This window comes from Paraburkholderia tuberum STM678 (assembly GCF_902833905.1).
GTDB lineage: Bacteria > Pseudomonadota > Gammaproteobacteria > Burkholderiales > Burkholderiaceae > Paraburkholderia > Paraburkholderia tuberum.
Map to the genome: position 1 here is coordinate 182,263 of NZ_CADFGP010000010.1, position 25,685 is coordinate 207,947.

At 61.3% G+C, this 25,685-nt stretch carries 19 protein-coding genes and 1 pseudogene; 6 read left to right on the forward strand and 14 right to left on the reverse strand.

Going from position 1 to position 25,685, the window contains the following annotated elements:
• Window positions 1-8: 8 nt before the first annotated feature.
• Window positions 9-1,283 carry an urea ABC transporter substrate-binding protein gene (gene urtA / locus HWY30_RS11585; protein WP_090804068.1) on the reverse strand — a complete coding sequence of 425 codons (1,275 nt, stop codon included), beginning with the start codon at window positions 1,281-1,283 and terminating at the stop codon, window positions 9-11.
• A gap of 181 nt (window positions 1,284-1,464) precedes the next feature.
• On the opposite strand from urtA, the gene HWY30_RS11590 reads away from it, so the two are divergent.
• Together HWY30_RS11590 and HWY30_RS11595 are read left to right on the forward strand one after the other, a co-directional pair.
• A complete protein-coding gene (locus tag HWY30_RS11590) occupies window positions 1,465-4,893 on the forward strand; it encodes a hybrid sensor histidine kinase/response regulator (RefSeq protein WP_090804066.1) in 3,429 nt (1,142 codons plus the stop codon).
• A 10-nt stretch (window positions 4,894-4,903) separates the two neighbouring features.
• Window positions 4,904-5,863 (forward strand): response regulator transcription factor, encoded by a 960-nt coding sequence (locus HWY30_RS11595; RefSeq protein ID WP_244144877.1) that lies wholly within the window; start codon window positions 4,904-4,906, stop codon window positions 5,861-5,863.
• 344 nt (window positions 5,864-6,207) lie between these two features.
• Here the strand turns inward: HWY30_RS11595 and HWY30_RS11600 are convergent, their stop codons facing one another.
• Complete coding sequence (locus HWY30_RS11600) at window positions 6,208-6,954, reverse strand: response regulator (protein WP_090804062.1); 747 nt, start codon at window positions 6,952-6,954, stop codon at window positions 6,208-6,210.
• 635 nt (window positions 6,955-7,589) lie between these two features.
• Here HWY30_RS11600 and HWY30_RS11605 point away from each other — a divergent pair.
• Complete coding sequence (locus tag HWY30_RS11605) at window positions 7,590-8,336, forward strand: response regulator (RefSeq protein WP_090804060.1); 747 nt, start codon at window positions 7,590-7,592, stop codon at window positions 8,334-8,336.
• Window positions 8,337-8,870: 534 nt separating this feature from the next.
• Here HWY30_RS11605 and HWY30_RS11610 read toward each other — a convergent pair.
• The 10 genes from HWY30_RS11610 to HWY30_RS41580 all read right to left on the reverse strand — a co-directional run bounded on the left by HWY30_RS11610 (window position 8,871) and on the right by HWY30_RS41580 (window position 21,699).
• Window positions 8,871-9,230 (reverse strand): EF-hand domain-containing protein, encoded by a 360-nt coding sequence (locus HWY30_RS11610; protein WP_425199370.1) that lies wholly within the window; start codon window positions 9,228-9,230, stop codon window positions 8,871-8,873.
• A 10-nt stretch (window positions 9,231-9,240) separates the two neighbouring features.
• Entirely contained in the window at window positions 9,241-9,687 is a 447-nt protein-coding gene (locus HWY30_RS11615; RefSeq protein WP_090804059.1) for a glycine zipper domain-containing protein, read from the reverse strand.
• A gap of 119 nt (window positions 9,688-9,806) precedes the next feature.
• A complete protein-coding gene (locus tag HWY30_RS11620) occupies window positions 9,807-10,268 on the reverse strand; it encodes a MipA/OmpV family protein (protein WP_244144878.1) in 462 nt (153 codons plus the stop codon).
• Window positions 10,269-10,270: 2 nt separating this feature from the next.
• Window positions 10,271-10,411, reverse strand: coding sequence for a hypothetical protein (locus HWY30_RS11625; protein WP_167368634.1), 141 nt, complete (start codon window positions 10,409-10,411; stop codon window positions 10,271-10,273).
• 278 nt (window positions 10,412-10,689) lie between these two features.
• The gene (locus HWY30_RS11630) at window positions 10,690-12,108 is read right to left on the reverse strand and encodes an efflux transporter outer membrane subunit (protein WP_090804056.1); all 1,419 of its coding nucleotides are present in this window, start codon (window positions 12,106-12,108) and stop codon (window positions 10,690-10,692) included.
• Window positions 12,105-15,257 carry an efflux RND transporter permease subunit gene (locus HWY30_RS11635; protein WP_090804054.1) on the reverse strand — a complete coding sequence of 1,051 codons (3,153 nt, stop codon included), beginning with the start codon at window positions 15,255-15,257 and terminating at the stop codon, window positions 12,105-12,107. The genes HWY30_RS11630 and HWY30_RS11635 overlap by 4 nt, the downstream gene beginning before the upstream one ends.
• Window positions 15,254-18,328, reverse strand: a complete 3,075-nt coding sequence (locus HWY30_RS11640) for an efflux RND transporter permease subunit (protein WP_090804053.1) — start codon at window positions 18,326-18,328, stop codon at window positions 15,254-15,256. The genes HWY30_RS11635 and HWY30_RS11640 overlap by 4 nt, the downstream gene beginning before the upstream one ends.
• Window positions 18,329-18,340: 12 nt before the next feature.
• A complete protein-coding gene (locus HWY30_RS11645; RefSeq protein ID WP_244144872.1) occupies window positions 18,341-19,420 on the reverse strand; it encodes an efflux RND transporter periplasmic adaptor subunit in 1,080 nt (359 codons plus the stop codon).
• A 184-nt stretch (window positions 19,421-19,604) separates the two neighbouring features.
• Entirely contained in the window at window positions 19,605-20,906 is a 1,302-nt protein-coding gene (locus HWY30_RS11650; protein WP_244144873.1) for an ATP-binding protein, read from the reverse strand.
• Window positions 20,907-21,381: 475 nt separating this feature from the next.
• Window positions 21,382-21,699 (reverse strand): hypothetical protein, encoded by a 318-nt coding sequence (locus HWY30_RS41580; RefSeq protein ID WP_244144874.1) that lies wholly within the window; start codon window positions 21,697-21,699, stop codon window positions 21,382-21,384.
• 335 nt (window positions 21,700-22,034) lie between these two features.
• Here HWY30_RS41580 and HWY30_RS11660 point away from each other — a divergent pair.
• Both HWY30_RS11660 and HWY30_RS11665 read left to right on the forward strand, forming a co-directional pair.
• Window positions 22,035-22,277 (forward strand): annotated as a pseudogene (locus HWY30_RS11660) (transposase); the annotation flags it as partial.
• Window positions 22,278-22,327: 50 nt separating this feature from the next.
• Complete coding sequence (locus tag HWY30_RS11665; protein WP_167368589.1) at window positions 22,328-22,468, forward strand: hypothetical protein; 141 nt, start codon at window positions 22,328-22,330, stop codon at window positions 22,466-22,468.
• 26 nt (window positions 22,469-22,494) lie between these two features.
• Here HWY30_RS11665 and HWY30_RS42935 read toward each other — a convergent pair whose 3' ends face one another.
• On the reverse strand, window positions 22,495-22,683 hold the full coding sequence (locus tag HWY30_RS42935; RefSeq protein ID WP_425199371.1) for a hypothetical protein: 189 nt from the start codon (window positions 22,681-22,683) through the stop codon (window positions 22,495-22,497).
• Between the two features lie 400 nt (window positions 22,684-23,083).
• Window positions 23,084-23,467 carry a PDC sensor domain-containing protein gene (locus HWY30_RS11675; protein WP_143037150.1) on the reverse strand — a complete coding sequence of 128 codons (384 nt, stop codon included), beginning with the start codon at window positions 23,465-23,467 and terminating at the stop codon, window positions 23,084-23,086.
• 290 nt (window positions 23,468-23,757) lie between these two features.
• On the opposite strand from HWY30_RS11675, the gene otsA reads away from it, so the two are divergent.
• The gene (gene otsA / locus HWY30_RS11680; RefSeq protein WP_090804047.1) at window positions 23,758-25,191 is read left to right on the forward strand and encodes an alpha,alpha-trehalose-phosphate synthase (UDP-forming); all 1,434 of its coding nucleotides are present in this window, start codon (window positions 23,758-23,760) and stop codon (window positions 25,189-25,191) included.
• The last annotated feature ends 494 nt before the right edge of the window (window positions 25,192-25,685 follow it).

Below are 25,685 nucleotides of genomic sequence, written 5' to 3' on the forward strand. Positions count from 1 at the left end.
TTGACGGATTACATGTAGCCCTTCGGGAACGGATTCGGCTGGATCGGCTGGTCGGACTGCGCGACGACCTTGAATTGGCCGTCCGCCTGGCCCTGGCCGATCAGCGAGCGGCTCCACAGGTGGTGATTCGCATCGACCTTCGCATAGCCCTGCGGCGCATTGGCCACGTCGATGCCCGCCGACGACGCCACCACCTTGTCCACGTCGAAGCTGCCCGCGCGCTCGCAGGCGGCCTTCCAGATCCATGGGCCGAGATACGCGGCCTGGGTCACGTCGCCGATCACGGACTTCTGGCCGTAGCGCGCCTTGAACGCAGCGACGAACTTCTTGTTGTTCTCGTTATCGAGTGCCTCGAAGTATTTCATCGACGAATAGAAGCCCGCGAAGTTGTCGCCGCCGATGCCGAGCACTTCGTCCTCGGTTACCGACAGCGTCAGCAGGAACTGCTTCTGCGGAGTGATACCGGCCGCCTTGAGCTGCTTGTAGAACGCAACGTTCGAGCCGCCCACCACGCTCGCGAAAATGCAGTCCGGCCGCGCGAGCTTGATCTTGTTCATCAGCGACGCAAACTCGGTCGTGCCGAGCGGGTAATACTCCTCGCCGACGACCTTCGCGTGCAGATGCTGCTCGATATGACGGCGCGCGATCTTGTTCGACGTACGCGGCCAGATATAGTCGGAACCAATCAGGAAAAACGTCTTGGCCTTCTTCGTGTTCGATGCCCAGTCGAGCGCCCAGAGAATCTGCTGGGTCGCTTCCTGGCCCGTGTAGAACACGTTCTTCGATTGTTCGAGGCCTTCGTAGAAGGTCGGGTAATAGAGCAGCCCGTTGTCTTTCTCGAACACCGGCAGCACTGCCTTGCGCGAGGCCGAGGTCCAGCAGCCGAACACGGCGGCGACGTGGTCGTTCTCGAGCAGCTTCTTCGACTTCTCCGCGAAGGTCGGCCAGTCGGAGGCACCATCTTCCTGAATGATCTGGATCTTGCGCCCGAGCACGCCGCCCATTGCGTTGATCTGCTCGATCGCAAGGCGTTCGGCCTGGATCGAACCGGTTTCGGAGATCGCCATCGTGCCGGTCGCCGAATGCAACTGGCCGACTGTCACCGTGGTATCGGTCACCGCTAGTCCGGTGGTGTTCACCTTGGCAGTGGGCGGCGTTTGAGCAAATGAAGTACGTGGCAGCCCCAGCGCCATCAACGGCGCGGCGGCGAGGCCGCCGATCAGTTTCCGGCGCAACGGCGACGGTGTGCGAGCATCATCATCGATTCGATCGTCTGCGGACATCACATTCTCCTTATCGGTCGCCCTGCGCTTCTTGCGAGAGCTGGTTCGAGGTTGGACGCAATGTAGAAAGCCAAATTGGCAACCGGAATACGTCGATTGACGTATTCCCCGCGGTCGCACTGGAATGTAATTTGCATCAGACACCGATCCGATCGTTTCCGCACCAATCCAGATCATCTCCATGCCCGAGAGTCACCCGTCAGTGGGCACGCCCAGTACCCAACGCATCGTCAAGGTGCGGCGCGACTACAATGCGTGGGTCGGCGACGAAACGCTTGAGGATTACGCGTTGCGCTTCACGCCGCGTTCGTTTCGACGCTGGTCGGAACTGCGCGTCGCCAACACGGCAATCGGCGCCGTGTCTTTTCTGGTGCTCGAAGCGATCGGCGGCAGTCTCGTCGTCAACCATGGCTTTACGAACGCGGTCTGGGCGATCGCGGTCGTATCGGTGCTCATCTGGCTCACCAGTCTGCCGATCAGCTTTTACGCCGCGCGCCATGGCGTCGACATGGATCTGCTTACGCGCGGCGCGGGCTTCGGCTATATCGGCTCGACGCTCACGTCGCTGCTCTATGCCGTCTTCACGTTTATTTTCTTCGCGCTCGAAGCGGCCATCATGTCGCTCGCGTTGCAACTCTATTTTCATATCTCGCTGGCGATCGCCTATGTACTGAGCTCGCTCGTCGTGATTCCGATCGTGATGTTCGGCATCACGCTGATCAATCGGCTGCAAAGCTGGACTCAGCCGCTGTGGCTGGTACTGTTCGCGCTGCCCTATGCGGCTGTGCTGTGGCACCATCCGGGTCTGGTGCACGAATGGACGACCTTTGCCGGCTTCGCTGCGCAAGGCCGCGCGTTCAGCGTGATCGCGTTCGGGCAGGCCTCGACCGTGGTGTTTGCATTGATCGTGCAGGTCGGCGAGCAGGTGGATTACTTGCGCTTCCTGCCGCCGCTCACTGCAAAGAACCACACGCGCTGGTGGCTCGCGCTGCTGTCGGCGGGACCAGGCTGGATCGTGCCCGGCGCCCTCAAGATGCTCGGCGGCGCATTCCTCGCCTTCGTCGCGATCCAGTATGAAGTCAGTCCGGCGGAGGCCACGCAGCCCACCCAGATGTACCTCGTCGCCTATCACTTGCTGCTCGATCCATTTGGGCTCGCGAGCTGGGCGCTGCCCGCGATGACGCTGTTCGTGATCGTTTCGCAGTTGAAGATCAACGTGACGAATGCGTACGCGGGCTCGCTCGCGTGGTCGAATTTTTTTGCCCGTCTGACGCACAGCCATCCGGGGCGGGTGGTGTGGCTCGTGTTCAATGTGATGATCGCGCTGCTGCTCGTGGAAATGGGTGTATTCGAGGCGATCGCCAAGGTGCTGTCGCTCTACGCAAACATCGCGATCGCGTGGATCGGCGCACTGTTCGCCGATCTCGTCATCAACAAGCCGCTTGGGCTTAGCCCGCGTCATATCGAATTCAAACGCGCACACCTGTACGACGTGAATCCCGTCGGCGTAGGCGCGATGCTGATCGCCGCCGCCGCCGCGATGCTCGCGCAGAGCGGCATGTTCGGCTTGCTGGCACAAGCCATGTCGTCGTTCATCGCGTTCGGCGTGGCAGTCGCCTGTGCTCCGGTGCTCGCGATCGTCACGCGCGGACGCTACTACATCGCGCGCGCCGCCCAACCCACGGGCAACGCCACTTCGCTTCGCTGCGCGATCTGCGAGAACGCGTTCGAACCGGAAGACACAGCCTTCTGCCCTGCCTACGGCGGCACGATCTGCTCGCTGTGCTGTTCGCTCGATTCGCGCTGCCACGATCGCTGCAAGCCGCACGCACGCTTCGCGTCGCAAGCCGATCGCGCGCTACATCGCGTGTTTCCCCGCGTGCGGCTCGGCCCAGCCGCGCTGCGTCTCATGCACTATGCCAGCCTCATGTGCGCGATACTCGCGGTGCTCGCGAGCGTGCTCTATCTGATCTGGTCACAGAGTGTGACCTCGCTCGCCGTCGACGGATCGTCGATCGACAGCGCGATCGGCCACAGTTTTCTGAAGATATTCTTCGCGCTTTCTCTCGTCGGCTGCATAGCGGCGTGGTGGTTCGTGCTGGAGCGCGAAAGCCGTCGCGTCACGCAGGAAGAATCGCAACGGCAAAACGAATTGCTGATGCAGGAAATCGACGCGCACCAGAAAACCGACGCCGCGCTCAAGCGCGCGACGGCCGCCGCCGAATCGGCGAATCAGGCGAAAAGCCGCTACGTGTCCGGTTTGAGCCACGAGTTGCGCACACCGCTGAACAGCATTCTCGGCTATGCACAGTTGCTTTTGCAGGCGAAAGAGGAGTTTTCGCCGACGCGCTACAGTGCCGTGCGAACGATTCACCGCAGCGGCGAACATCTGCTTGCGCTCGTCGATGGGCTGCTCGACGTCGCGCGTATCGAGGCGGGCAAGCTGGAACTGAACATCGCACGTGTGTCACTGGTGGATTTCGTCGCGCACGTCACCTCAATGCTGCGCCCGCAGGCGCTCGAGAAAGCGCTCGCTTTCGACGTGCAGACCGTAGGCCGCCTGCCCGCCACCGTGCGTACCGACCAGAAATGCATGGGTCAGATTTTGACCAACCTGATCGGCAACGCGATTCGCTTCACGTCCACGGGTACTGTGACGCTGCGCGTGAGCCACGTGCTCGACACGTTGAAGTTCGAAGTAGTCGACACCGGCCCCGGAATTCCTCCGGCCGAGATGGAGCGCCTGTTCCTGCCGTTCGAGCGAGGCGAAGCGGCGCATGCGCACGATCACGGCGCGGGACTGGGGCTCACGATCTGCCGGCTTCTCACGCAGGCACTCGGTGGCAGTCTGGAAGTGGACAGCGAGGTCGGGCGCGGCACGCGCTTCATCGTGCGACTGTTCGCGCCAGCAGTGAACAGCGCAGCCGACGCGCGCACTGAACTCGCGGCGATCCGCGGCTATACCGGGCCGAAGCGCGCGATTCTCGTCGTCGACGATCTCGCGGATCAGCGCGGCATCGTCGTGCAACTGCTGACGCCGCTCGGCTTCGACGTCGCCGAGGCGCAGAGCGGCCCCGACGCGTTGCGCTGGCTGGCGACACACAGCGTCGACGTGATCATCATGGACATCTCAATGCCGCTGATGGACGGCTACGAAGCCAGCCGGCTGATCCGCGAAAACCAGTTGTCGAACGCCCCGATCGTGCTGCTTTCGGCTAATGCATTTGCCGACGATCGGGAACGCGCGAGCGCGACCGGATGCGCCGGATATCTCGTGAAGCCGCTCCAGATCAATTTGTTGCTCGACAAGCTCGCGCAGTTACTCGTGCTCGACTGGATCGCATCCGAGCCGTCCACGTCCGCGCAAGCCACGCCGCCCGTCAGGCACGCGTCACTGGACCTCGCGTGGCCGAAAGCGGTGCTCGAGCGGCTGCGCGCACACCTCGAAGTCGGCTACCTGCAAGGCGTGATCGAACAACTCGACTCGGCGCGCGCGACATGGCCCGCGCTACAGGAGCAGATCGACGTGTTGCGCGCTTTGGCGGAACGCTTTCAGCTAAGGGAGCTTGAGCATGAACTCGACCGACTGTCTCGCGCCGCGGACGTCTGACGCGCGCGTGATGGACTCCACCGATGCGTCGCCCGAGTGGCTGCGCGAGCGTCCCGTCGTGTTGATTGTCGATGACACGCCGGACAACCTCGCATTTCTCTCCGATACGCTTCAGGCACATGGTTACGCGGTGCTGGTCGCGCTCTCGGGCGAAGATGCGCTCAAGCGCCTCGCACGCGTGACGCCCGACGTCGTGTTGCTCGACGCGATGATGCCCGGCATGGATGGCTTCGAGACCTGCAGCCACCTGAAGCAGGACGTTCGCCACGAACATCTGCCCGTGATCTTCATGACGGCATTGACGGAAAGCGAGCATGTGGTGCGCGCGTTTCGCGTCGGCGGCATCGACTATGTGACGAAACCCGTGCGTCCCGAGGAGGTTTGCGCGCGCATTGGCGCACACGTGCAGCGCTCACGTGCGCAACTCTATGCGCACGCGGCACTGTCGCTCGATGCGCGGGCGGCGCTGATCGTCGGCGCCGATGGCGCGATCCGCTGGCAGAGTCCGCAAGCGGCACGGCAAATTTCTGCCTACCGGGCCAGCCACGCCGATGACCTCGCGCAAGCGGTTGCGCAGCCCATGTTGCCGCCGCTGTTGCGCGACTGGTTTGCGGACTGGCTCGGGCGCGGGAGTCCGGCCGGCGCCGTCCTCGAATTCACCGCGGGACACGTGCGGCGTTCTGCGAGCGCAACCTCCGCTCCCGATCCTGGAGAGTGGATCCTCACCCTCAAGGAGACCGATGACACTGTGCACAGCAGCGCACTCGCGGCGCGCTTCAATTTGACGGCGCGCGAGGCCGAAGTGCTGCTCTGGGTCTCTCGCGGCAAGACGAATCGCGATATCGGCGACATTCTCGGCATGGCGCCGCGCACGGTGAACAAGCACCTCGAACATCTGTTCCGTAAGCTGCACGTCGAGACGCGCGCGGCTGGCGCTGCGCTTGCGATCAAGGCGCTGGACAGGGCCTGAAATAGCTGAACGGTCGCGCAAGCCATGACGGAAACTACCCTGCCTCGTTGTTTTACCCGAGTAGCCGCGGCACGCTCGACGCTTTGTCGGGAGCCACACGGCATACCCAACGTTGACCATGCGTAAAAATCGTGAAGTACTGCGCCTGCATTTCGAAAGAGGCTTTACGCCGCGCACTTCAATTTGCCTGAACGACGAACCATGCATAATCCCGAGCCGGCCATAATAGGTCGATTCCACGACCACACCCGATGAACGCGGTAGCCACGGCGTCGCGCGCGGTGTACACGGAAAGCAGAGGAAGCGGCTTGAATGTCACTTTCGAGCGTCCAATAGGTGACGCTTTAGTTTGAGGTTGCAACGAGCATGTAGCCGAGGCCCCACACTGTGCGGATATGTCGCGGCGAGGTTGCCTCTGTCTCAATCACCTGCCGTAAGCGAAGAACTTGCACGTCAACGCTGCGGGCGCTCGCCTCATATTGCGACCCGCGCGCGCGCTCTATCAGATTTGCGCGGCTTACGGGACGGTTTGGCGTCTCCGCAAGCGCACACAGGAGACGCATTTCAGCTGCGCCGAGTTCGACGATGCCCGCTTCGTCCGACATCAATTCTCTACGCCGAACGTCCAGCCCGAAGGCGCCGAACCGCAAGCATTGCGACTCGCCTGCGAGCAGCATCTCGCCCCGCACGTTTTGCAGGCGCACCTGAAACTGCTGCCGACGTAACATCGCCCGAACCCGCGCTATCAGCTCGCTCGGCAGAAACGGTTTCGCGAGATAGTCGTCGGCGCCAATCTCCAAACCTACGACCTTGTCCGCGGGATCGCCACGCGCTGTTAGCATGAGGATGGGGATTGTCTCTCTCCGAGCACGCAACCGACGGCAGATGGACAGGCCGTCTTCGCCTGGCATCATGATATCGAGAATCAACAGGTCGAACGGGTAGCGCTCGATCAAAACGTCCAACTCAATGCCTGTCTTCACCGCGCGCACCGAGAAACCTTGTGCCGTCAGAAAGCGTTGCAGCATATTGCGGATTTCAACATCATCGTCAAGCACGATGATGCGACCGGTTGGCAGATCATCTGACATATGATTAAGCAGACACCTCTAATAACGCCTGTCTTTTAGTTCCTGTTTCCGATGCTACGCGGCGAACCGCTTGGCTTTGCTACAGCCGTCACGTGCCTCGGTGGGCGGCGACAATCTCGTCGAAGCGGGCTGCGCCGGGCGGCCTGCCGGCCTGCAGTTGCGCCTGCACTGCTTACCAATCCGCTTGATGTCTGCGGCGATACGTTGCACCTCAGACAGTACCAGTGCGGCATGCAGTTCCGTATGGTTCGACGAACGGAATATACAAGGATTTCCGCACTGGATGTGTTGGAAAGATATGTCAAAAGATGTCATCGATTGTGCTGGCCACAACACAGACTGGCGAAAGCCCACGACCGCCCGGCGCCACCCGTATGTACCGGGCATGCCATCCTGACTGCTCATATTACAGATCTCGCTCGTGGTCAGCGAGAAAGCGAGTGCACCCGTGCGTTTGCGGACAGAAAAACAGGCCCCGTCGATGACATTTCCTGACATGATTTGCTAACACCTGGCGTTATGAAATTCGCCTACATTTCTTCGATCGATCGTGTGCTGCAGCTTCTGCGGTGCGCTCGCATTGCGGTTAGTCGCGGCCCCGGTCATCACTCGTTTGTGAGCGTTATTCTCTTCCTATGTCAGCTCAGATTCTTCTAATCGACGACGACGCCGAATTGTGTGATGCGACTCGCCGCTACCTGGCAAGGTGGGGCTTCGACGTGTCAGTGCTACATGACGCGCGTTCGCTCGAACACCGGCTCAAACACGAACGCCCGGACCTGATAGTGCTCGATCTTATGATGCCGGGCGTCGACGGCTTGACGGCACTACGTAGGTTGCGCGCATCAGGCGACGACATTCCAGTCTTGATGCTCACCGCCCGCGCCAACGAAGAGGACCGCATCGCTGGCCTTGAATTGGGTGCCGATGACTATCTCCGCAAACCGTTTAACCCGCGTGAGCTGGTAGCACGGATTCAGTCAGTGCTGCGGCGCCAGCGCGCCGTACCCGATGCGGGCATTCCCCAACGACGGCAACCTTACACATTCGGCGCGTTCACGCTGGACTTTCAGTCGCGCACTCTGAATAGCGGAGAGACGTCTCTTACCTTATCTGCCAGTGAGTTTGCGCTGCTGCAGATTTTCGTTAATTCTCCCATGTGCACACTCACCCGCCGGCGTCTGCTCAAGTCACTTCATGGCGCGGAATCCGAGTCCGCCGATCGCGGCATCGACGTTCAGGTCTATCGTTTGCGCCGCATCGTGGAAACTGACCCGTCGACACCACGATTCATCCAGACCGTTCGCGGGTGCGGATACATCTTCGTGCCGGACCTCGAAGAGCATGCTGCCGGCACATCGACTCACCATTCGCATAACTGAGGTCTCTGGTTGCCCTCATGCTGCTGTTGCGCCTTTCGCGGAATATGCGCTTATTGCTTCGAGCGCGACCAGTCGCCAAACTACTATACGGTAGCAGCGGCCAAGTGGTGACCACCGCGAACGCCATGGCAAGGGTAATCGAAGATAAGTCGAGCGCCGGCTCACTGACTCACTCAGATAGACGATTTTTGAGCGGCCGTTATATCCTGGTCGCTATCCGTGAACTGGACGCAGTTGCGCATCGTCCCTGCGGCGAGCTTCGGACAGGATGCAAAGCGGCCGCTATGCATCCCGCCCGCCCCCGGGGCGGACACGAATAGACTCAGGTCAATAGTACGCGGGAGCGACGATCAGTGGCGGTCGAGGGACTACAACCAGTGGCCGGGCCACTATTGGACGACCCACCGGAACGACTACACAGCCGCTCCGGAGCGCGCAGCAGCCCCATCTTTCGACGTGATGAGGCGACCCGATGGGACATATTCAATACACGGTTAAACCACCCGAGGGTATTGAAGCTTGCCTTGCAAGCGCTTACTGCCGATGCTGCGCAGCGAACTGCTCGATCTGCTCAAGCGTCACGTACCCTTGATGCGTAGTATCGATCTCATCGAAATGGGCTGCGACGCGCGGCATACCTGCCTCCGCCTGTTCTTTCGTGAGCTTGCCGTCATGAGTTGCATTCGCGGCAGTAAAGCGCGCTTCCAACATCTGCTGCATGCTGCTCTGCGCGAACGCAGACGACACGGCGAACGTTGCAGCCAGAATAACGAATAAACGTTTCATCAAAGACTCCGTTAAGAAATGAATGGCGTGCACGGAATAGCCAGGGGACAAAGCTCCACCGAAGATTTCCAGCCGGCAGAATTCCAGGTCAAGCCATGCCACGACCATATGAGCGAAATCAGTACGGTGCGTAGTAGTAAGGTGGGGGAGCGCCATAGATTACGGCGCGGGGCGGCACGGGGCGTACAGGCACGACGATCGCTGCCGGACGAGGTGTTTCGATCGTATCTCCCTTTGCCGTGATGCATTGCGCGTACGCGTTGTCGTATTGCTGCTGCAACGACGCTTCGGTCTGATTGTGCTGCGCCGAGCCCGTCATGCTGCCGAGCAGCAGTCCGGCACCCGCACCGATTGCGGCGCCGGCACCGGCGTTGCCTGCCCCGGCGCCGATCAGAGCCCCGGCCGCAGCGCCTCCAGCCGTGCCGACGGCGGTAGCAGCAAGTCCGGAGGTTGCCGCCTGATGCGAGACCGCCGCCGGATTCACGACCTGCGTCGCGTAGGTGCGGCAGCTATAGTCGTCCTGCTGGAACTGGTTGAGGGTCTTGCCGTTCGCTGGGACCGCCATGACGGTAGGCGCACTCGGCGGCGTAACCGCACACCCCGCCATGCCCAACCCAATAGCGAGGCTGACAAGCAGTGGCGCTATACGAGTCGATGTCAGATTCTGGTTCATTGATAGTGCTCTCACGATGATGCGGCGCGAAGTAAGCGCTCAGAAGTGGTAAGCAGCGCCCACCGATCCAAATAGTGCCAGCGCGCGAACGCACCGAAGTCGAAGGACGTTGCGATATCTCCGGTGCCGTTGAGCACCGCCGCATAGTCCTGGTTGCGGCCCAGTTGAACGCCGATCAGCGGGCCCACCGCAACACTCGGCCCCAACGGGTAGGCGACGCCGCCCGTGAGCCCCTCCACGAAGATTGCCCCGTTCAACAGCGACAGCATGGGCAACGGCAGCACACGATGGGACTTGCTGCCTTCATAGTTGGGCAATGCGGTCACGTTGATGTTCACGCTATTGCCCGGCGACGACTGCGCCAACGCTGGTGAGTAAGGCAGGCACTCAGTGGCGATGACGGCGAGCGCGCCCAGCCACCGTCGTGTGCGGCCTCGCTTGAGAACCGCGGCGACAAAGCGATAGTCATGCATGTTCAAGCCCATCTATCGATGGTTGCCCAGAGAACCGCAACGCCCACGCTGATATCAATCGCCAGGGACCCCGCAGGCGCCTTGCCAACAGCCATAGAAATTGCCGCACTGGCAGCAGACACGAGAACGATTTTAAATTTCACTGCACACTCTCCATGTGATGGATTCGCCCCACTGGCGAACCCCGCATGACACAGCCGCCAATGTAGAGAACCTCTGCGCTACATGTTGTTGGAAATGTGTTGCATGTCATGTCAAGCCACGTCGCGGGGAAGCGATACCGCACGAGTGGACATAACAGGGCCTTGCACGCAGTTCGAGACACGGACTTTGAAAAACGGTCGTGGGCGCTACCGGACTCTGGACCGCGCAGATCGGCGGACGACGTCACAACGGCGCGCCCGCCATCATGGGATCGAGCCTAACTCTTCGACGACATCCAGCCGCCGCCGAGGTTCTTCACCAGCCCAACGCCGCTTTTCGCCAGTGCCCCCTGCGTGTCGTTCAGGTTCTGTCTGGCCGTCAGTAGCGTCACTTGCTGAGTCAAATCGGACTGCTCGCTCGCGGTTCCGGCCGTCAGTTGCGCGGCGACGCTCTCCAGCAACTGCCGGTTGCGCTGGTAAATGTCGGCAAACGCGTGCTCCTGCTGGCGCAGATGGTTCAGCGACGACAGGCTGTCTTCCACGTTCTGGAACGCCGTGAGCACGGCTTCGCGGTAAGATGCGACGTCTTCGTCATAGGTCGCCTGCGCCTTGTGCACGGCGGCCACGCGGGCACCACCGTCAAACAGCGTGGCGGCAAGTGAGGGACCGAGCGACCACATCCGGGTCGGCAATGAGAACAGCGTCGCGAAGGTGTTGTGTTGCACGAGACCCTGTGCCCGTAGATCGAGGTCGGGAAAGAATGCGGCCTTCTCTACCCCAATAAGCGCGTTCGCAGCAGCAGCGGTGCGTTCCGCGCTGACCACGTCAGGCCGTCTTTCCAGCAACGCAGACGGCAGCACGGATGGCACCTCGGGCTCGCGAAACACATAGTCGAGCCGCGGTGCAATCGACAACGAAGCCGGCGGCACACCCGTGAGCACCGCGATTGCGTGCTCGTCCTGCTCGCGCGAGGTCTGTGAAATTTGCAGGTTCGCGACAACCGCCTCCTGCGTGTCCTGCGCATACAGCAGATCGACTTGCGACGCGGTCCCCTGTGCCAGCGCTGTGCGCGTGATCGCGAGAATCCGCCCGTTGACCGCCTCCTGCTGCCGCAACAGGTCGATGTCGATATCGAGCTGGCGGATGTCGAAATAGTCGGTCGCCAGCGTCGCGGCAATCGACAAGCGCTCGCCGGCAAGCGTCGCATCCGCGCTCTGCGCGTTCGCCTTGCCCGACTCGATCTGCCGGCGCACGGCGCCCCACAGATCGACTTCCCAACTCGCGTAGGCCTTCGCGTATTCCGCCGTCGTGCTCGAGCTGTGCGAGGCCGACGCGTCGACACCAAGCGTCGGAAACAGGCTCGCCCGGTCTGCAGCGACGGTGGCCTGCGCGAGCCGATAGGCGGCCGCCGCGCCTGCAATCGACTGATTCGACTGCAGCGCTGCGTGGACGAGCCGGGACAGCTCGGGATCGTCGTACGCGTCCCACCACCGGGTTGAGAGCGATGCCTGCGGGTTGGGCGCCGCAAGTCGCCACTGTGTGCCCGCTTCCTTGAACTGCGTTGGAATCGCTACGGCCGGCTGGTGATAGTCCGGGCCGACCGCGCAGCCCGAAAGCCAAAGCGTGGCGCCGAGCGCACAGGCGCAGCAGCGCATGCCGACCGACACGGCCGACCGGTATCCGATGGGCGATTTCATGCGTGTTTCCTTCGGCGCCGCAACCGCTGCGACGCCCGATCGAGCCAGAGATAGATGACAGGGGTGGTATAGAGCGTGATGGCCTGGCTGAACACCAGACCGCCGATGATCGAGATACCGAGCGGCTTGCGGAATTCGGATCCGTAGCCTGACCCCAGCACGAGCGGCAGCGCGCCGAAAATTGCGGCGACCGTCGTCATCATGATCGGACGGAAACGGATCAGGCCCGCGCGCACGATCGCCTCCTCCGGCGGCAGTGCATGCTGACGCCCTTCGGCAATCGCGAAGTCGATCATCATGATCGCGTTCTTCTTCACGATGCCGATCAGCATCAGCACGCCGATCAACGCGATGATCGACAGCTCCGTGTGAGTGAGCAGCAGCGCGATCAAAGCGCCGACGCCCGCAGAAGGCAGCGTCGAGAGAATCGTCAAAGGATGAACCAGATTCTCGTACAGCATGCCGAGCACGACGTACACCGACAACAGCGCGGCGAGGATCAGCAGCGGCTCGCTCGCCATCGACTCACGAAACGCTGCTGCCGTGCCCGCGAACGCGCCGGAGATACTCGCCGGCATTCTGAGCGCAGCGACGGCCTGACTGATCTGCTGCGTCACGGGTCCGATCGATGCACCGGGGCGCAGATTGAACGATACGGTAATGGCGGGGAACGTAGCCTGGTGATTGATCGAAATGGCGCTGGGGCCGGTCGAGAACCGGGCCATCGCGGCGAGCGGCACCAGCGCTGAACCGTTCGCCTGGGCCGCGGCCGACGGCGTAGCGGCGCTTGCGCCGGTTGCCCCCCCGGCGGCGGTCGTCGACGCGACGCTCGTGGCGAGCGTCGGGCTCGCCGGAACATGGATGTCCTTCAGTACCGAAGGACTTCTCCAGTACTCGGGTGCCACCTCCATCACGACGTGATATTGATTCGCGCTCCCGTAGATGGCCGAGACCTGCCGTTCGCCGAACGCGTCATAAAGCGCCTCGTCGATATCTTTGAAGCTCACGCCCATTCGCGCGGCGGAGTCGCGGTCGACGTCGATACCGACCTGCATGCTCTTGTCCTGCTGGTCGGTGTTGATGTCGGCCAGCGCCGGCATCTTATGCATCTGCGCGACTAACTTCGGCACCCATTGATCGAGTGTCGCCTGGTCGTCCGCAGTAAGGGTGTACTGGTACTGCGCGGCGCTCTGTCGGCCACCGGCCGCGAGGTCCTGCAACGACTGCAGATAGAGCTGTGTCCCCGGCATATCGGCAAGCCGTCGGCGCACCTGAGCGATCACCTGATCGGCCGTCGCTCGACGCTCACCCAGGGGCTTGAGCGTGACGAACAGCAGTGCGTTGTCGAGCGCGTTCGCTCCCCCCACGAAGCCACCCACGAACGCGACGTTCGGATTCTCCTGCACCGCCTTGTCGACCATCTGGAACTGATGCTGCATCTCGTGCCAGGAGATGCTTTGCGACGCCTGCAGCGTGCCAAGCAGCAGCCCCGTGTCTTCCTCCGGGAAGAAGCCTTTCGGAACCACGGTGAACAGCCAGAGGTTCAGCACGAACACCAGCACCGTCACGCCACCCATCAATAGCGGATGCCGGATGACCCAGCGCAACGACGTGCCGTACAGGCGAGAAAATCCGCTCTCGTGATGCTCGTCGCCGTTCCCGGCTTGCGGTCCTGCGCGCAGGAAAATGCTCGTCAGCATCGGCGTGACCGTGAGCGAAATCAGCATCGACATCACGATCGCAACGGAAAGCGACACCGAGAACTCACGCAGCAGCCGGCCCATCAGGCCACCCATGAACAGCAGCGGGACGAATACCGCGATCAGCGAAACGCTGATCGAAAACACCGTGAAGCCCACTTCCTGCGCCCCTGCGAGTGCCGCCTCGATGGGCTTCTTGCCGCGCGCCAGATGCCGCATGATGTTTTCGACGACGACGATTGCATCGTCGACCACGAAACCGGTCGAAATCGTCAAGGCCATCAGCGAGAGGTTGTTCAAGCTGTAGCCAAGGACGTACATGACCCCGAACGTACCCAGCAGCGACAGCGGTACGACGATCGCCGGAATGAGCGTCGCGCGCCAGTTGCGGAAAAACGCGAACGTGACGGCCGTCACGAGCACGATGGATACAAGCAGCGTCATTTCGACGTCGAGCAGCGAGCCACGGATCGTCTTCGTGCGGTCCACCGAAATCGCCAGCTTGATGGACGACGGGATCGCCGCTTCGAGCGCCGGGAGTTCGGTCTTCACGTTGTCGACGGCGTCGATCACGTTCGCGCCCGGTTCCTTATAGAGGACCAGCAACACGGCCGGCTTGCCGTTCGACAGGCCGTAGTTCTCAAGCTGCTCGACATCCTGACGTACATAGCCGAGGTCCGACACACGCACGATGTTGCCGTTGTTCTGCCTGACGATCAGCCGTCCGTAGTCGGCGGGCGAATACAGCATGTCGTTCGCGCCGATCGAATAGTTCTGCCCGCTCGCCGACATCGATCCCTTGGGCAAATCGACATTCGCATTCCCGATCGTGCTGCGGATCTGCTCCAGACTGATGCCGTAGTGGCTCACCCGATCTGGATTCAGTTCAACCCGCACCGCCGGCAGCGCGGCGCCGCCCACCACCACGTTGCCCACGCCGGTTGTCTGCATCAGCTTCTGTTGCAGCACCGTCGACGCCGCGTCGTAAAGCTGCGCTGGCGTGGCCGTGTCGGAGGTCAGACTGATCACGAGGATGGGCGAATCCGCGGGATTGACCTTGCGATACGTCGGGCTGCCGTCCATGTTGGGCGACAGGTTGGTTTTCGCCGCGTTGATCGCGGCCTGCACGTCGCGTGCCGCGCCGTCGATATTCCGGCTCAGGTCGAACTGCAACGTGATCTGCGTTTGCCCGCGCGAGCTGACCGACGTCATCTGGGCCAGGCCCGCAATATGGCCGAACTGCCGCTCGAGCGGCGTCGTGACCGAGGTGGCCACCGTCGTCGGATCGGCGCCGGGCAGTTGCCCCTGCACCAGGATCGTAGGAAAGTCGATTTCGGGCAGCGGCGCAACCGGCAGCAGCCTGAATGCCAGGATACCGAACAACGCAAGGGCGACCGCCAGCAACGTCGTCGCGATGGGCCGCCTGACGAATGGGCCAGACAGGTTCATTGCACATACTCCGTTACGATCGGCTCGTCCGCGGCAAAGCGTCTTTCCAGACGATGCATCGCCAGATAGATCACCGGCGTCGAGAACAAGGTCAGCAACTGGCTGACGCACAGGCCGCCGATAATCGCGATGCCAAGTGGATGCCTCAACTCGGAGCCCATGCCGGAGCCGAACGCGAGCGGCAGTGCGCCGAACAGCGACGCCATCGTCGTCATCAGGATGGGACGGAAGCGCTGTTCAGCCGCACGCCGGATCGCAGCGTGTGCGGACAGGCCGTGGTTGCGCTGCCCGTCCAGCGCGAAGTCGATCATCATGATCGCGTTCTTCATCACGATGCCGATCAGCAGCACGATGCCGATCAGGCCCATGATGTCGAACTGGGTTCCGGTCATCAGCAGCGCCAGCAGTGCGCCAAGCGCCGCCGAAGGGAGCGTGGACAGGATCGTGACGGGATGAATGAAGCTCTCGTACAGGATGCCGAGCATCAGATAGACCACGATCACGGCAGCGGCGACCAGGTACCCTTCGCTCGCCAGCGACGACTGAAAGGTCGCGGCCGATCCTTCCAGCGACACCTGGACGGACTGCGGCAACCCTATCTGTTCCTTGACCCGGTCAAGACGGGCGATCGCCGTGCCGAGGCTGTATCCGGGAGCGAGATTGAACGACACGTCCGCATACGGGAACTGGCCCTTGCGATCAATCCTCAGCGGCGCGGGCATTACCGTCATCGTCGCCATCGACGCGAGCGGCGCGAGGCTGCCCGACGACGTATCGACATAGAGTCCTGAAAGCAGATGCGCAAGGTCGTCGGCGTTGTTTCTCGCGACCAGCACCACGTGATACTGGTTCAACTGCGTGTAGATCGTCGACACCTGGCGCTGACCAAACGCGTCGTACAGCACATCGTCGATCGCCTGCGGCGTGATGCCAAGGCGCGACGCGGTATCGCGGTCGAACGTGAGTTGCACCTGATTGCCTGACTGCATCGCCTCGCTCTGCACGTCGGCAAACGCCAAATCGCCGCGCAACGCGCCAACCAGCTCGCCAGTCCAGCGAGTGAGCAGCGCCGGATCGGTCGACTGCACGCCGAGCCGGTAGCTCGTCGTCGAGACGGTGTCGTCGAGCGTCAGATCCTGTACCGGATGCAGAAACAGTCGCACGCCCGCGAGGCCTGCGGTGTCATCGGTCAGTCGGCGAATCACCTCGTCGATGCGCGCTCGCTCGCCCTTGTCCTTCAGATTGATCAACAGGGTGCCCTGATTGATCGTCGGTCTCGTCTGGTCGATGCCGACGAACGACGAGAGACTTGCGACTGCCGGATCGCGTGCGATCCGGTCGACGACCTGCTGCTGTTGGCCGATCATGCGCTGGAACGAAATGGTCGGCGCGGCCTGCACGACACCTTCGATCAGACCTGTGTCCTGCTCGGGAAAGAAGCCCTTCGGCATCAGCATCAGCACGACGAACGTCAGCGTGGCCGTCAACACCACCGATGCGATCGTCAGGCGCCGATGCGACAACACCCAGTCGAGACCGCGTATGTACCTGCTGTTGAGCCGGTCGAAAAAATCGACCCGATGCGAGTGTGGCTGCGCTTTTAACATGCGCGAGCACATCATCGGCGTAAGCGTCAGCGACACCAACGCCGACAGGACGATCGCGACCGACAGCGTCAGCGCGAACTCGCGGAACAGGCGCCCGACCACGTCGCCCATGAACAGCAACGGGATCATCACCGCAATCAGCGACACGGACAACGAGACGATCGTAAAGCCGATCTCCTTCGCACCCTTGATCGCGGCCCTCAGGGGCGTTTCCCCAGCCTCGATGTAGCGCGTAATGTTCTCGATCATTACGATCGCGTCGTCGACGACAAAGCCTGTCGCGACAGTCAGCGACATCAACGTGAGGTTATTCAGCGAAAAGCCGAGCCCGTACGCGACCGCGAGCGTGCCAACGAGCGAAAGCGGCACGGTGACAGCGGGAATCACGGTAGCGGGCACATTGCGCAGGAATACGAAGATCACCATCACGACGAGCGCCACGGCGATTGCCAGCTCCGTTTCGACGTCGGCAACCGACGCGCGGATCGTCTTCGTGCGATCCGTCAGCACGGCGACCTTCACCGATGCGGGCAAGCTCGCCCGCAGTTGCGGCAACAGCTTCTGCACGCTATCGACCACATCGATCACGTTGGCGCCCGGCTGCCGCTGGATGTTCAGCACGATAGACGGCCTGCTGTTGGTCCACGCCGCCTGTTGCAAATTCTCCGCGCTGTCGATCGACCTGGCGATCTGCGCCAGCCGAACCGGTGCGCCTTGCCGGTACGCGATGATCAGGTCGCGATAGTCCGCCGCCGATTGCAGCTGGTCGTTCGCACCGATCGAATACGACTGGTATTTTCCGTCGAGACTGCCCTTCGCCTGGTCAACGTTGGCACTGCCGAGCGCGGTGCGCACGTCGTCGATCGACATGCCGAGTGCGTTGAGCGCGCCGGTATCGGTCTGCACCCGCACGGCCGGCCGCTGACCGCCGCTGATCGTGACGAGGCCCACGCCTGAAATCTGCGAGATCTTCTGCGCAAGCCGGGTATCGGCCAGGTCCTCGATCTTCGTCAGCGGCAGCACGTCGGATGTCAGCGACAGCGAGAGCACCGGGGGGTCGGCAGGGTTGACCTTGCTGTAGACAGGCGGATACGGCAGATTAGCCGGCAGAAAGCTCGACGACGCATTGATCGCGGCCTGCACTTCCTGCTCGGCGACGTCGAGCGAGAACGACAGATCGAACTGCAATGTGATCACCGATGTGCCGTTCGAACTCGTCGAGTTCATCGCCTTCAGCCCCGACATCTGGCCGAGCTGTCTTTCGAGCGGCGAGGTGATGGACGAACTGACCACATCCGGGCTTGCGCCGGGATACTGCGTGTAGACCTGGATCGTCGGATAGTCGATTTCCGGTAGCGCCGAAACAGGCAGCAGGATGTATCCCAGCACCCCGGCCAGAAACAACGCGATCATCAACAGCGCGGTCGCAATGGGTCGCTCGATAAAGATTCGTGAAGCGTTCATCGTCGGCTCCGCTCAGTGCGCCATGACTTTCACGAGCGAGCCGGTATCGAGCCTGTCTGCACCGTCGGTCGCGACCCGCTCTCCTTCCTTCACCCCGCCATCGAGAATCGCCGTGTCGTCGCCTTTTACCGGTCCGGTCTTCACGTTGCGCAATACCACTGCGCCTGCGCCGCCGATCACGAAAACGAAATCGCCGTTCGCGCCATGCTGGATTGCCGTAGTCGGCACGACCGGAATCCGCTGCAGCGTGTCGACCTGCATCCGCACATTCACAAATTCGTTCGGGAACAGCGCGCTGCCGGAATCGGGGAAGACGGCCTTGACGTTGATCGTGCCGGCGCTCGTATTGACGAGGTTGTCGACCGCAAGCAGCGAGCCCTTCGCCAGCAACGATTTGCCGTCGCGGTCATAGGCCAGCACCTGAACCTCCCCGTGCGACATCGCCCGCCGGATCCGTCCCAGGTCGTCTTCCGGCACCGAGTAGATCACGGTCGCCGGCTGCAGCTGCGTAACGACCGCGATACCGGTCGTGCTGGTGCTGCTCACGTAGTTGCCGGGGTCGACGAGGCGCAGGCCCACCACGCCATCCACGGGAGATGCGATGGTGCAATAGCCGACCTGAATCTGCAGATTGTTCACGTTGCCCGTGTCCGCCAGCACGGTGCCTTCGTCCTCCTGGACGGTAGCAACTTGCGTATCGAGCGTCTGCTGCGTAATCGAGCCCGCTTTGATCAGTTGCTGATAACGTTGCAGGTCCAGTTTCGCGTTTGCGAGTACAGCCTGGTCATGACGCAGCGTACCCTGTGCCTGCAGCAACTGCGCTTCGAGCGCCCGCGAATCGATGCGTGCAATCACCTGTCCTTTCCTGATCGTCTGCCCCTCGCTGAAATCGACGGAACGCAGTATCCCGTTGACCTGCGTGATGACCGTGACGGTCCGTGTCGGTGTCACGGTGCCGAGCGAGTCGATATAGACAGGAACATCGGTAACCGAAGCCGCAACCGCGCTCACGCGGATCGGATCTGGTGCGACAGCCGTCTGACGGTGACCGTGAGCCTGGTGGAACCACCCGACGGCCACGACGCCGGCCATGAATATACTAAGTAGCGCAAAGTATCTTGTAAGGTTTTTCATCACACAACCATGAAAAATGGCCATCTCATCAAATGCTCACGCTGCCCTGCCAGACCCTTTGGGCGGGGCTCGAGCGTCACATTAAGTCGAAGGCCGTGCGACACCGCGACGACGGCGCAGTCATCGCGCCGACAAGTGCCCGTTAAGGAATGGGAATTTGCACCACGGCCTTGAGTCCGGACGGCGCATTCTGGAAGAGATCGAGCGTGCCGCCATGCTGCTGTGCGACGTGCTCCGCTATCGCGAGGCCGAGGCCGCTCCCGCCCTTTCGATCCGCCTCTGAGCCGCGCCGGAATGGTTGCTTTATTAACGACAGAAGCTCTTGAGGCAGGCCCGGCCCCCGATCCTCAACCGCAATCGTGACACTTCGCGCGTCCACGGTAGTCCGGACTGCGAGCCCGACCTGACCGTACACGACCGCGTTCTGCATCAGGTTCATCAATAGGCGCTGCATGCCGACCGGTCGGAACACAATAGGTGGCAATTCCGCGAGCGACAGTTCGAACGTGCGACCGAGACCTGCATAGTCGGCGGCGAGCTGTTCGATCAGCGCGTTCAGATCGCCGTGCGTCGCCGGTTCGCTATCCCACCCACGGGCGAAATCGATAAACTGCTGGACGATCGTGTCGATCTCCTCGACAAAGCGTTCCGCACTGGCGGCCGGGGCCTCGAATGACTCCGGCGCGAAGATGGCCATGCGCAGCTTGGTCAGCGGCGTGCGGATATCATGCGATATGCCCGCAAGCATTTCGGCGCGCGTCGCTTCGAGATCTTCGAGCGTCGACGCCATCCGGTTGAACGCCTCCGCTACTGTTGCCAGCTCGCGCGGGCCGCTCACGGGAACCGCTTCGGGCCAAACGCCACGCTCGATGGTGCCGGCAGCGCGCGCCAGCCGGCGCAACGCCTGTTCGACCGGCCGGTGGATCAGATAGGCCCCAAGAGCAGGAAGGGTGGCCGCACTTAACAACAGGCCGATCAGCGCCCAAGGCAGCGTACTGCTCATGGCCGACGTTCCACGCAGCGCCACCCAGTACCGCACGTCCTGCACATGGAGACGCACCCAGATCCGGTGCCCGTCGCGCTCCCAGCGAAGCTGTTCGTCCGGGGCAAGTTCCGATGCCAGTCGACCGAAAAAGCGGTGCGCCATGTAGTCGGGAGGCAACCCGTCGCGAGCCTGTGGCGGCGGCAGTTCACCTTGGGGCGCTCCGTTCATTTCGAGCAGTTGCCGGTTTCGCTCGTCGTCCGGCAGTACTGACAACAGCCGGTCCAGGATCCGGATCTGCGATGCCACGAGCGCTGCGCCATCGTCAACTCTTGGCTTCTGGATAAAGTTCAGATAGACGGCAAAGACCAGGATCTGACTTGTCAGCATCAGTACAATCAACAGCAATACGTTGCGCGCGAAAAGGGAACCCCGCCATACCGACATACCGCTTCCTTTCATCTCGCTCTCTCGATGACCTGCTACGCAGGTATACATAAAACAGTCAGATGCCTTTTGCATTCGATCGACCGGTCCCGGGATCGCAGTGGGTCCTCTGCATCCTTGCCCCGGAAAGGCACTCATCCACTTGCGCGGTCATGCCGTACAGCGCGTCCAAAACGATGGCGGACGAATTGCCATAACGTCGCGCGAGCTCCGCCAGGTTCATTAGCGCCGCATACGGCACTGTGCACTGCTATGCCAAGCTGTTAAACGATGGTGAATTATCGCTGCGGGGGACAATCGTTTGGGTGCACGTCCATTCAGCCTCATGCACCCTCCAACCGTAAGTGCACCGAGGACGCCCAGCAGCACAAAGTCGGCAACCATTAGACCGCGGCGAGCAGCGTTGGCGCCGAAGCGATGTGCAACATGGCTTTGCTGCTTTGATGGACCGGGGTGATGTATTGCACGAGACGGGTTCGGCGCAGAGATTTCACGACCAGTGACCGGCCACCCAAACCCCACCTACCCAGTGACCAGGCATCCAGACGCGACGCGGCATGACGACGACCGCCATGGGAGGTGGGGGCGCTGGCGCAACCGTCACAACCGGTGCGACTGCCGCCGGCACGGCGGCGGCTGCGTAACCGTTTTGCACGACCACGGTCGGCGGCGCATAGACAGGTGTCGCCGGAACGACAGCGACGGGGGCCGGCACGGCGACACCGACGACCACGCCGGCGAATGCGGAAGCAGTCATGGATGTGAGCAAAACCCCACCCACCAGCATGGCAAACGTTCGAGTTTTCATGAGCATCCTCCTTTACATAGAGGGCGCACGAAGTGGATCGCGCGCCGAGAAGAGAATGTACAGAGATCGCGACCTCAAATCTGTTGGAAAGGTGTGTCAAAAGATGTCACTTTGGCACTGGCGGGTGCATGACGATGATTGATTGCTCATGTAGCACTACGACACCTATCCGCCCCTGTTGGGACGAGGATATGGAGTTCTTTTCGAACTTCACAGCTACTGCTGCTGATCGCATGGCGGCGCCAGAAGTGGCGCCGAGAGAATTCGGACAGGTCGGTAAGTGGAAAAGCCGGGACGTGAGTCGGTCATCATGGCCGGCAACAAGGAACCAGAAGATGACGAAACGCAACCGACGGACACACTCACCGGCGTTCAAGGCAAAGGTGGCACTCGCGGCGCTCAAGGGCGACAAGACGCTGGCCGAGCTGGCCCAGCAGTTTGATGTGCATCCGAACCGGATCACGGACTGGAAGAAGCAACTGCAAGAGCGTGTTGCCGAAGTGTTCGAGACGGGCCAGACATCGGCCGAGCCCCCGGTCGATGTGAAGGTGTTGCACGCGAAGATCGGGCAATTGACTCGTAAGCGGCTCAGCTGGGCCGTTCGTCCCGTTCGTCCATTCGCGCGCGTGTGAGGCATGATGGCGAACTGGAGCTGGCGGTCAAACACGCAGATCAGCCTGAACTCGCTGACAGCCTCGTGCCCTTGCGCCTGCCGGACAGCCAGTTGCTCGCGCACGACGAAAGCTCGGTCGACGTCGACGGGATCTGAATGCGTTGCTTCGATCAGATGCCTAATCAATTTCTCTGGGGCTCGGAAGCCACGCATTCGGCGCTCAACTCGGCGTTGCCGGCGGCGACGACCAACGCCTCGTGAAAGGCTTCGTCGAGTGCCACCATCTCGCGGCCATCGCGAACGCGCTGTGCGCGCACGCTGAAATAAACATGGTCAGCGCGCGATGAGGGAGATTCGGTTGTGTCTTTCACGCATGAGCCTGGAATTAACGGGTCTTTTCGGCAGTGACTATCGGCTAGCCCCAAAACATATGTCGAGAAGCTGGGTAATACGGATGCTGAAAAGCTGAGGGCGCATGGAGTACTCCGCAGTCCGGGGCGCGCCAGGCGCGCTTCTGGGCCTTCGGCGACGTCGATGAGATCGCCGGAGTGGCTGTCATGCTGGCTTCGTCGGCGAGCGCAAAACTGAACGCGAAGGGAGTAACTCTCCATGAAGACCGAAATATCCAGCGATCACTCGCGCGGGCTACGTGACTTGGCGAACGACGCTCTGCCGAGATGAATCGCCGAAATGTATGGGACTGGCTGATGTCCTTCCCAAGGATCCCATTACCGAGAGGTTGACGCATGATCGTGACGCCATCCTTCCCGATTAGCGAAGCAGCAAGGCGCGAAAGTAGTCGAGACTGACGACCAGGACGACGATTCCACCGAACGATCCGTCTGACTCGGATATCCGCTTGCTCAGGGCTATGCTGGGCGTGCCCAAACGCAATGGGGAAGAATAGGGATCACTGATATAAAAGCCCGCGTGCGGATCGTCTCGTTGAACGATGAAATATTTTTGACTCGCCACACTTACCTGTTCAGGCGTCGCATCATCCGAGTCGAGCAAAACGCGACCCGAGCGATCGACGACCAGGACGGTTCCAAGCGATCCCGCGGTTGCCATGCGATCGAAAAGAACCTGCCGCCGTACCGCCAGCGGCAAAGTCATGATGCGAGGTTGCCGCAGCCGCTCGATGAGCGTTTGCAACGACAATTGATACAGTGCAAAATTTCTCTCGATGTCCCGCTCTGCAATCAGGGCGATATTGCGAAGGTTGATTCGAGTAATTCGCCGTTTGCCAAGTGTGAAGTGAACTTTACGGCTTTGAATAGCGCTAACACTACTGTGTTACGATTGCTTACACACTGTAGTAAAGAACGGACGCTTGGTAAAGGCGGTTTTGTCCTCGCGACAAGCGGTAGCGCTGGGCAAATCGGACCTGCTGGTAACACGCTCACGCCCTTGCCTTGCGCTGCGGTATCCAACCGGGGGATTGAGTGAGCCGTCTTGTTGTTGTTTCGAATCGCACTGCTGACCTCCGGAAGGCCGCAGCAGGAGGTCTCGCTGTAGCGGTAAAAGAGAGTCTGCAACAGACAGGTGGGATGTGGTTTGGCTGGAGCGGCAAGATTCGCGACGCGGCACCCGAATCTGACAGCGAGACCAGCGTCAGACTGCAAACAATCGGGAACATACAACTGGCGACGCTTGACCTGAACCAGCAGGATTACGATAGCTACTATCTGGGATACGCGAACGATGTCTTATGGCCGGTATTCCACTACCGGCTGGACCTTGCGAATTTTGATGTACGATTCGCAGCAGGGTACCGGCGGGTCAACCAGCTGTTCGCGCGAAAGCTGCTACCGTTGCTCAGGCCCGACGACATCATCTGGGTCCATGACTATCACCTGATCCCCCTTGCTGCCGAACTCAGAGCGATGGGGTGCGGCAACCGGATCGGATTCTTTCTGCATGTCCCGATGCCACCGCCTCTCATCATGGCGGCCATTCCAGAGCACGAATGGCTCATGCGTTCACTATTCGCCTACGATCTGGCCGGCTTCCAGAGCGAAGCGGATGTAACGCATTTTACGCACTACGTAGAGTCCGAAGCCGGTGCCGACGCGCTACCCGGCGCACAGCTTCGGGCCTTCAATCGCACGTTGCGGGTCGGGGCGTATCCGATAGGAATCGACGTCGATGAGTTCGCCGCTCTCGCGCAGGACCGGGAGGGTGTCGAAATGTTCGATCGTATGCGACAGGAGTACTCCCGACGCCGCCTGCTTCTCGGCGTCGACAGGCTGGATTACTCAAAGGGTCTACCGCAGCGCGTGCACGCGTTTCGTGAGCTTCTCGCGAACTACCCCGAGAACCGCAACAGTGCAACACTCATCCAGATCGCGTCCCCGAGCCGGGAAGACGTGGGTGCCTATGACGATCTGCGCCGCGAGATGGACAGCCTCTGCGGCGCGATAAACGGTGACTTCGGCGAACTTGACTGGATGCCGGTTCGTTATATTCATCGCAACGTCGCCCGTAAGCGGCTACCGGGACTATATCGCGCAAGCCGCGTCGCGCTTGTCACGCCACTGCGCGATGGGATGAACCTGGTCGCCAAGGAGTTTATCGCCGCGCAGGACCCAGGCGATCCCGGCGTGCTGGTTCTCTCCCGATTTGCCGGCGCAGCGGAACAATTGAAAGAAGCTCTTCTTGTGAATCCGTACGATACGCACGGGACAGCGCACGTCATTCAGCGTGCGCTGACGATGTCAATCGAAGAACGGATCAGTCGTCACACAGCATTGATGGGGCGGATCCGCCAGTTCGACGTGCACTGGTGGAGTTCGAGTTTTCTGAGGGATCTCTTGGCTGCTGAGCGCAGTGACGACCGTGAACCGGTGCCGGGACATTCAGCCGATCGCGCGAGCTAACCGACGGCGATTGGCGCATCGTGCCGCCCTACGCCCGACGACGCAATCGGCTCGAGTACCCACGCGACATCGCGTTGCAGCCCCGCTGAAGAGCACATGCAGACTCGGGCCTGCCGGTTTGGTGTTGCACCGGTTTTCCAGCCCTGTCATGTGCCCGCTCACCCACGCTCATAGGTGTGACCGGGCCATCCTTAACCATAACCCGGACCGCGTATGACCAAAGCTACCAGGCAACAGCCTTCTTCCCGCCCGCCCCCCCGTAGATGCGCTTCAGTATGAACGTCTCGCGCTGGCTGCCTTCCATCTTTGTGAAAGGCAGGGACAGCAACTTCAACACCTGATTACGCTTGCGACTTCATTGTTCCGGAATCCTTCTGTAACGCCTGAGGAAAGACACGACCGGCGGAATCTGCTTGAGGTCATGATCCATATCGGCGAGGACTACAGGCGCATGAACAATTGCGATCATGAACTGTTCACGGTTCTGGCGCTCG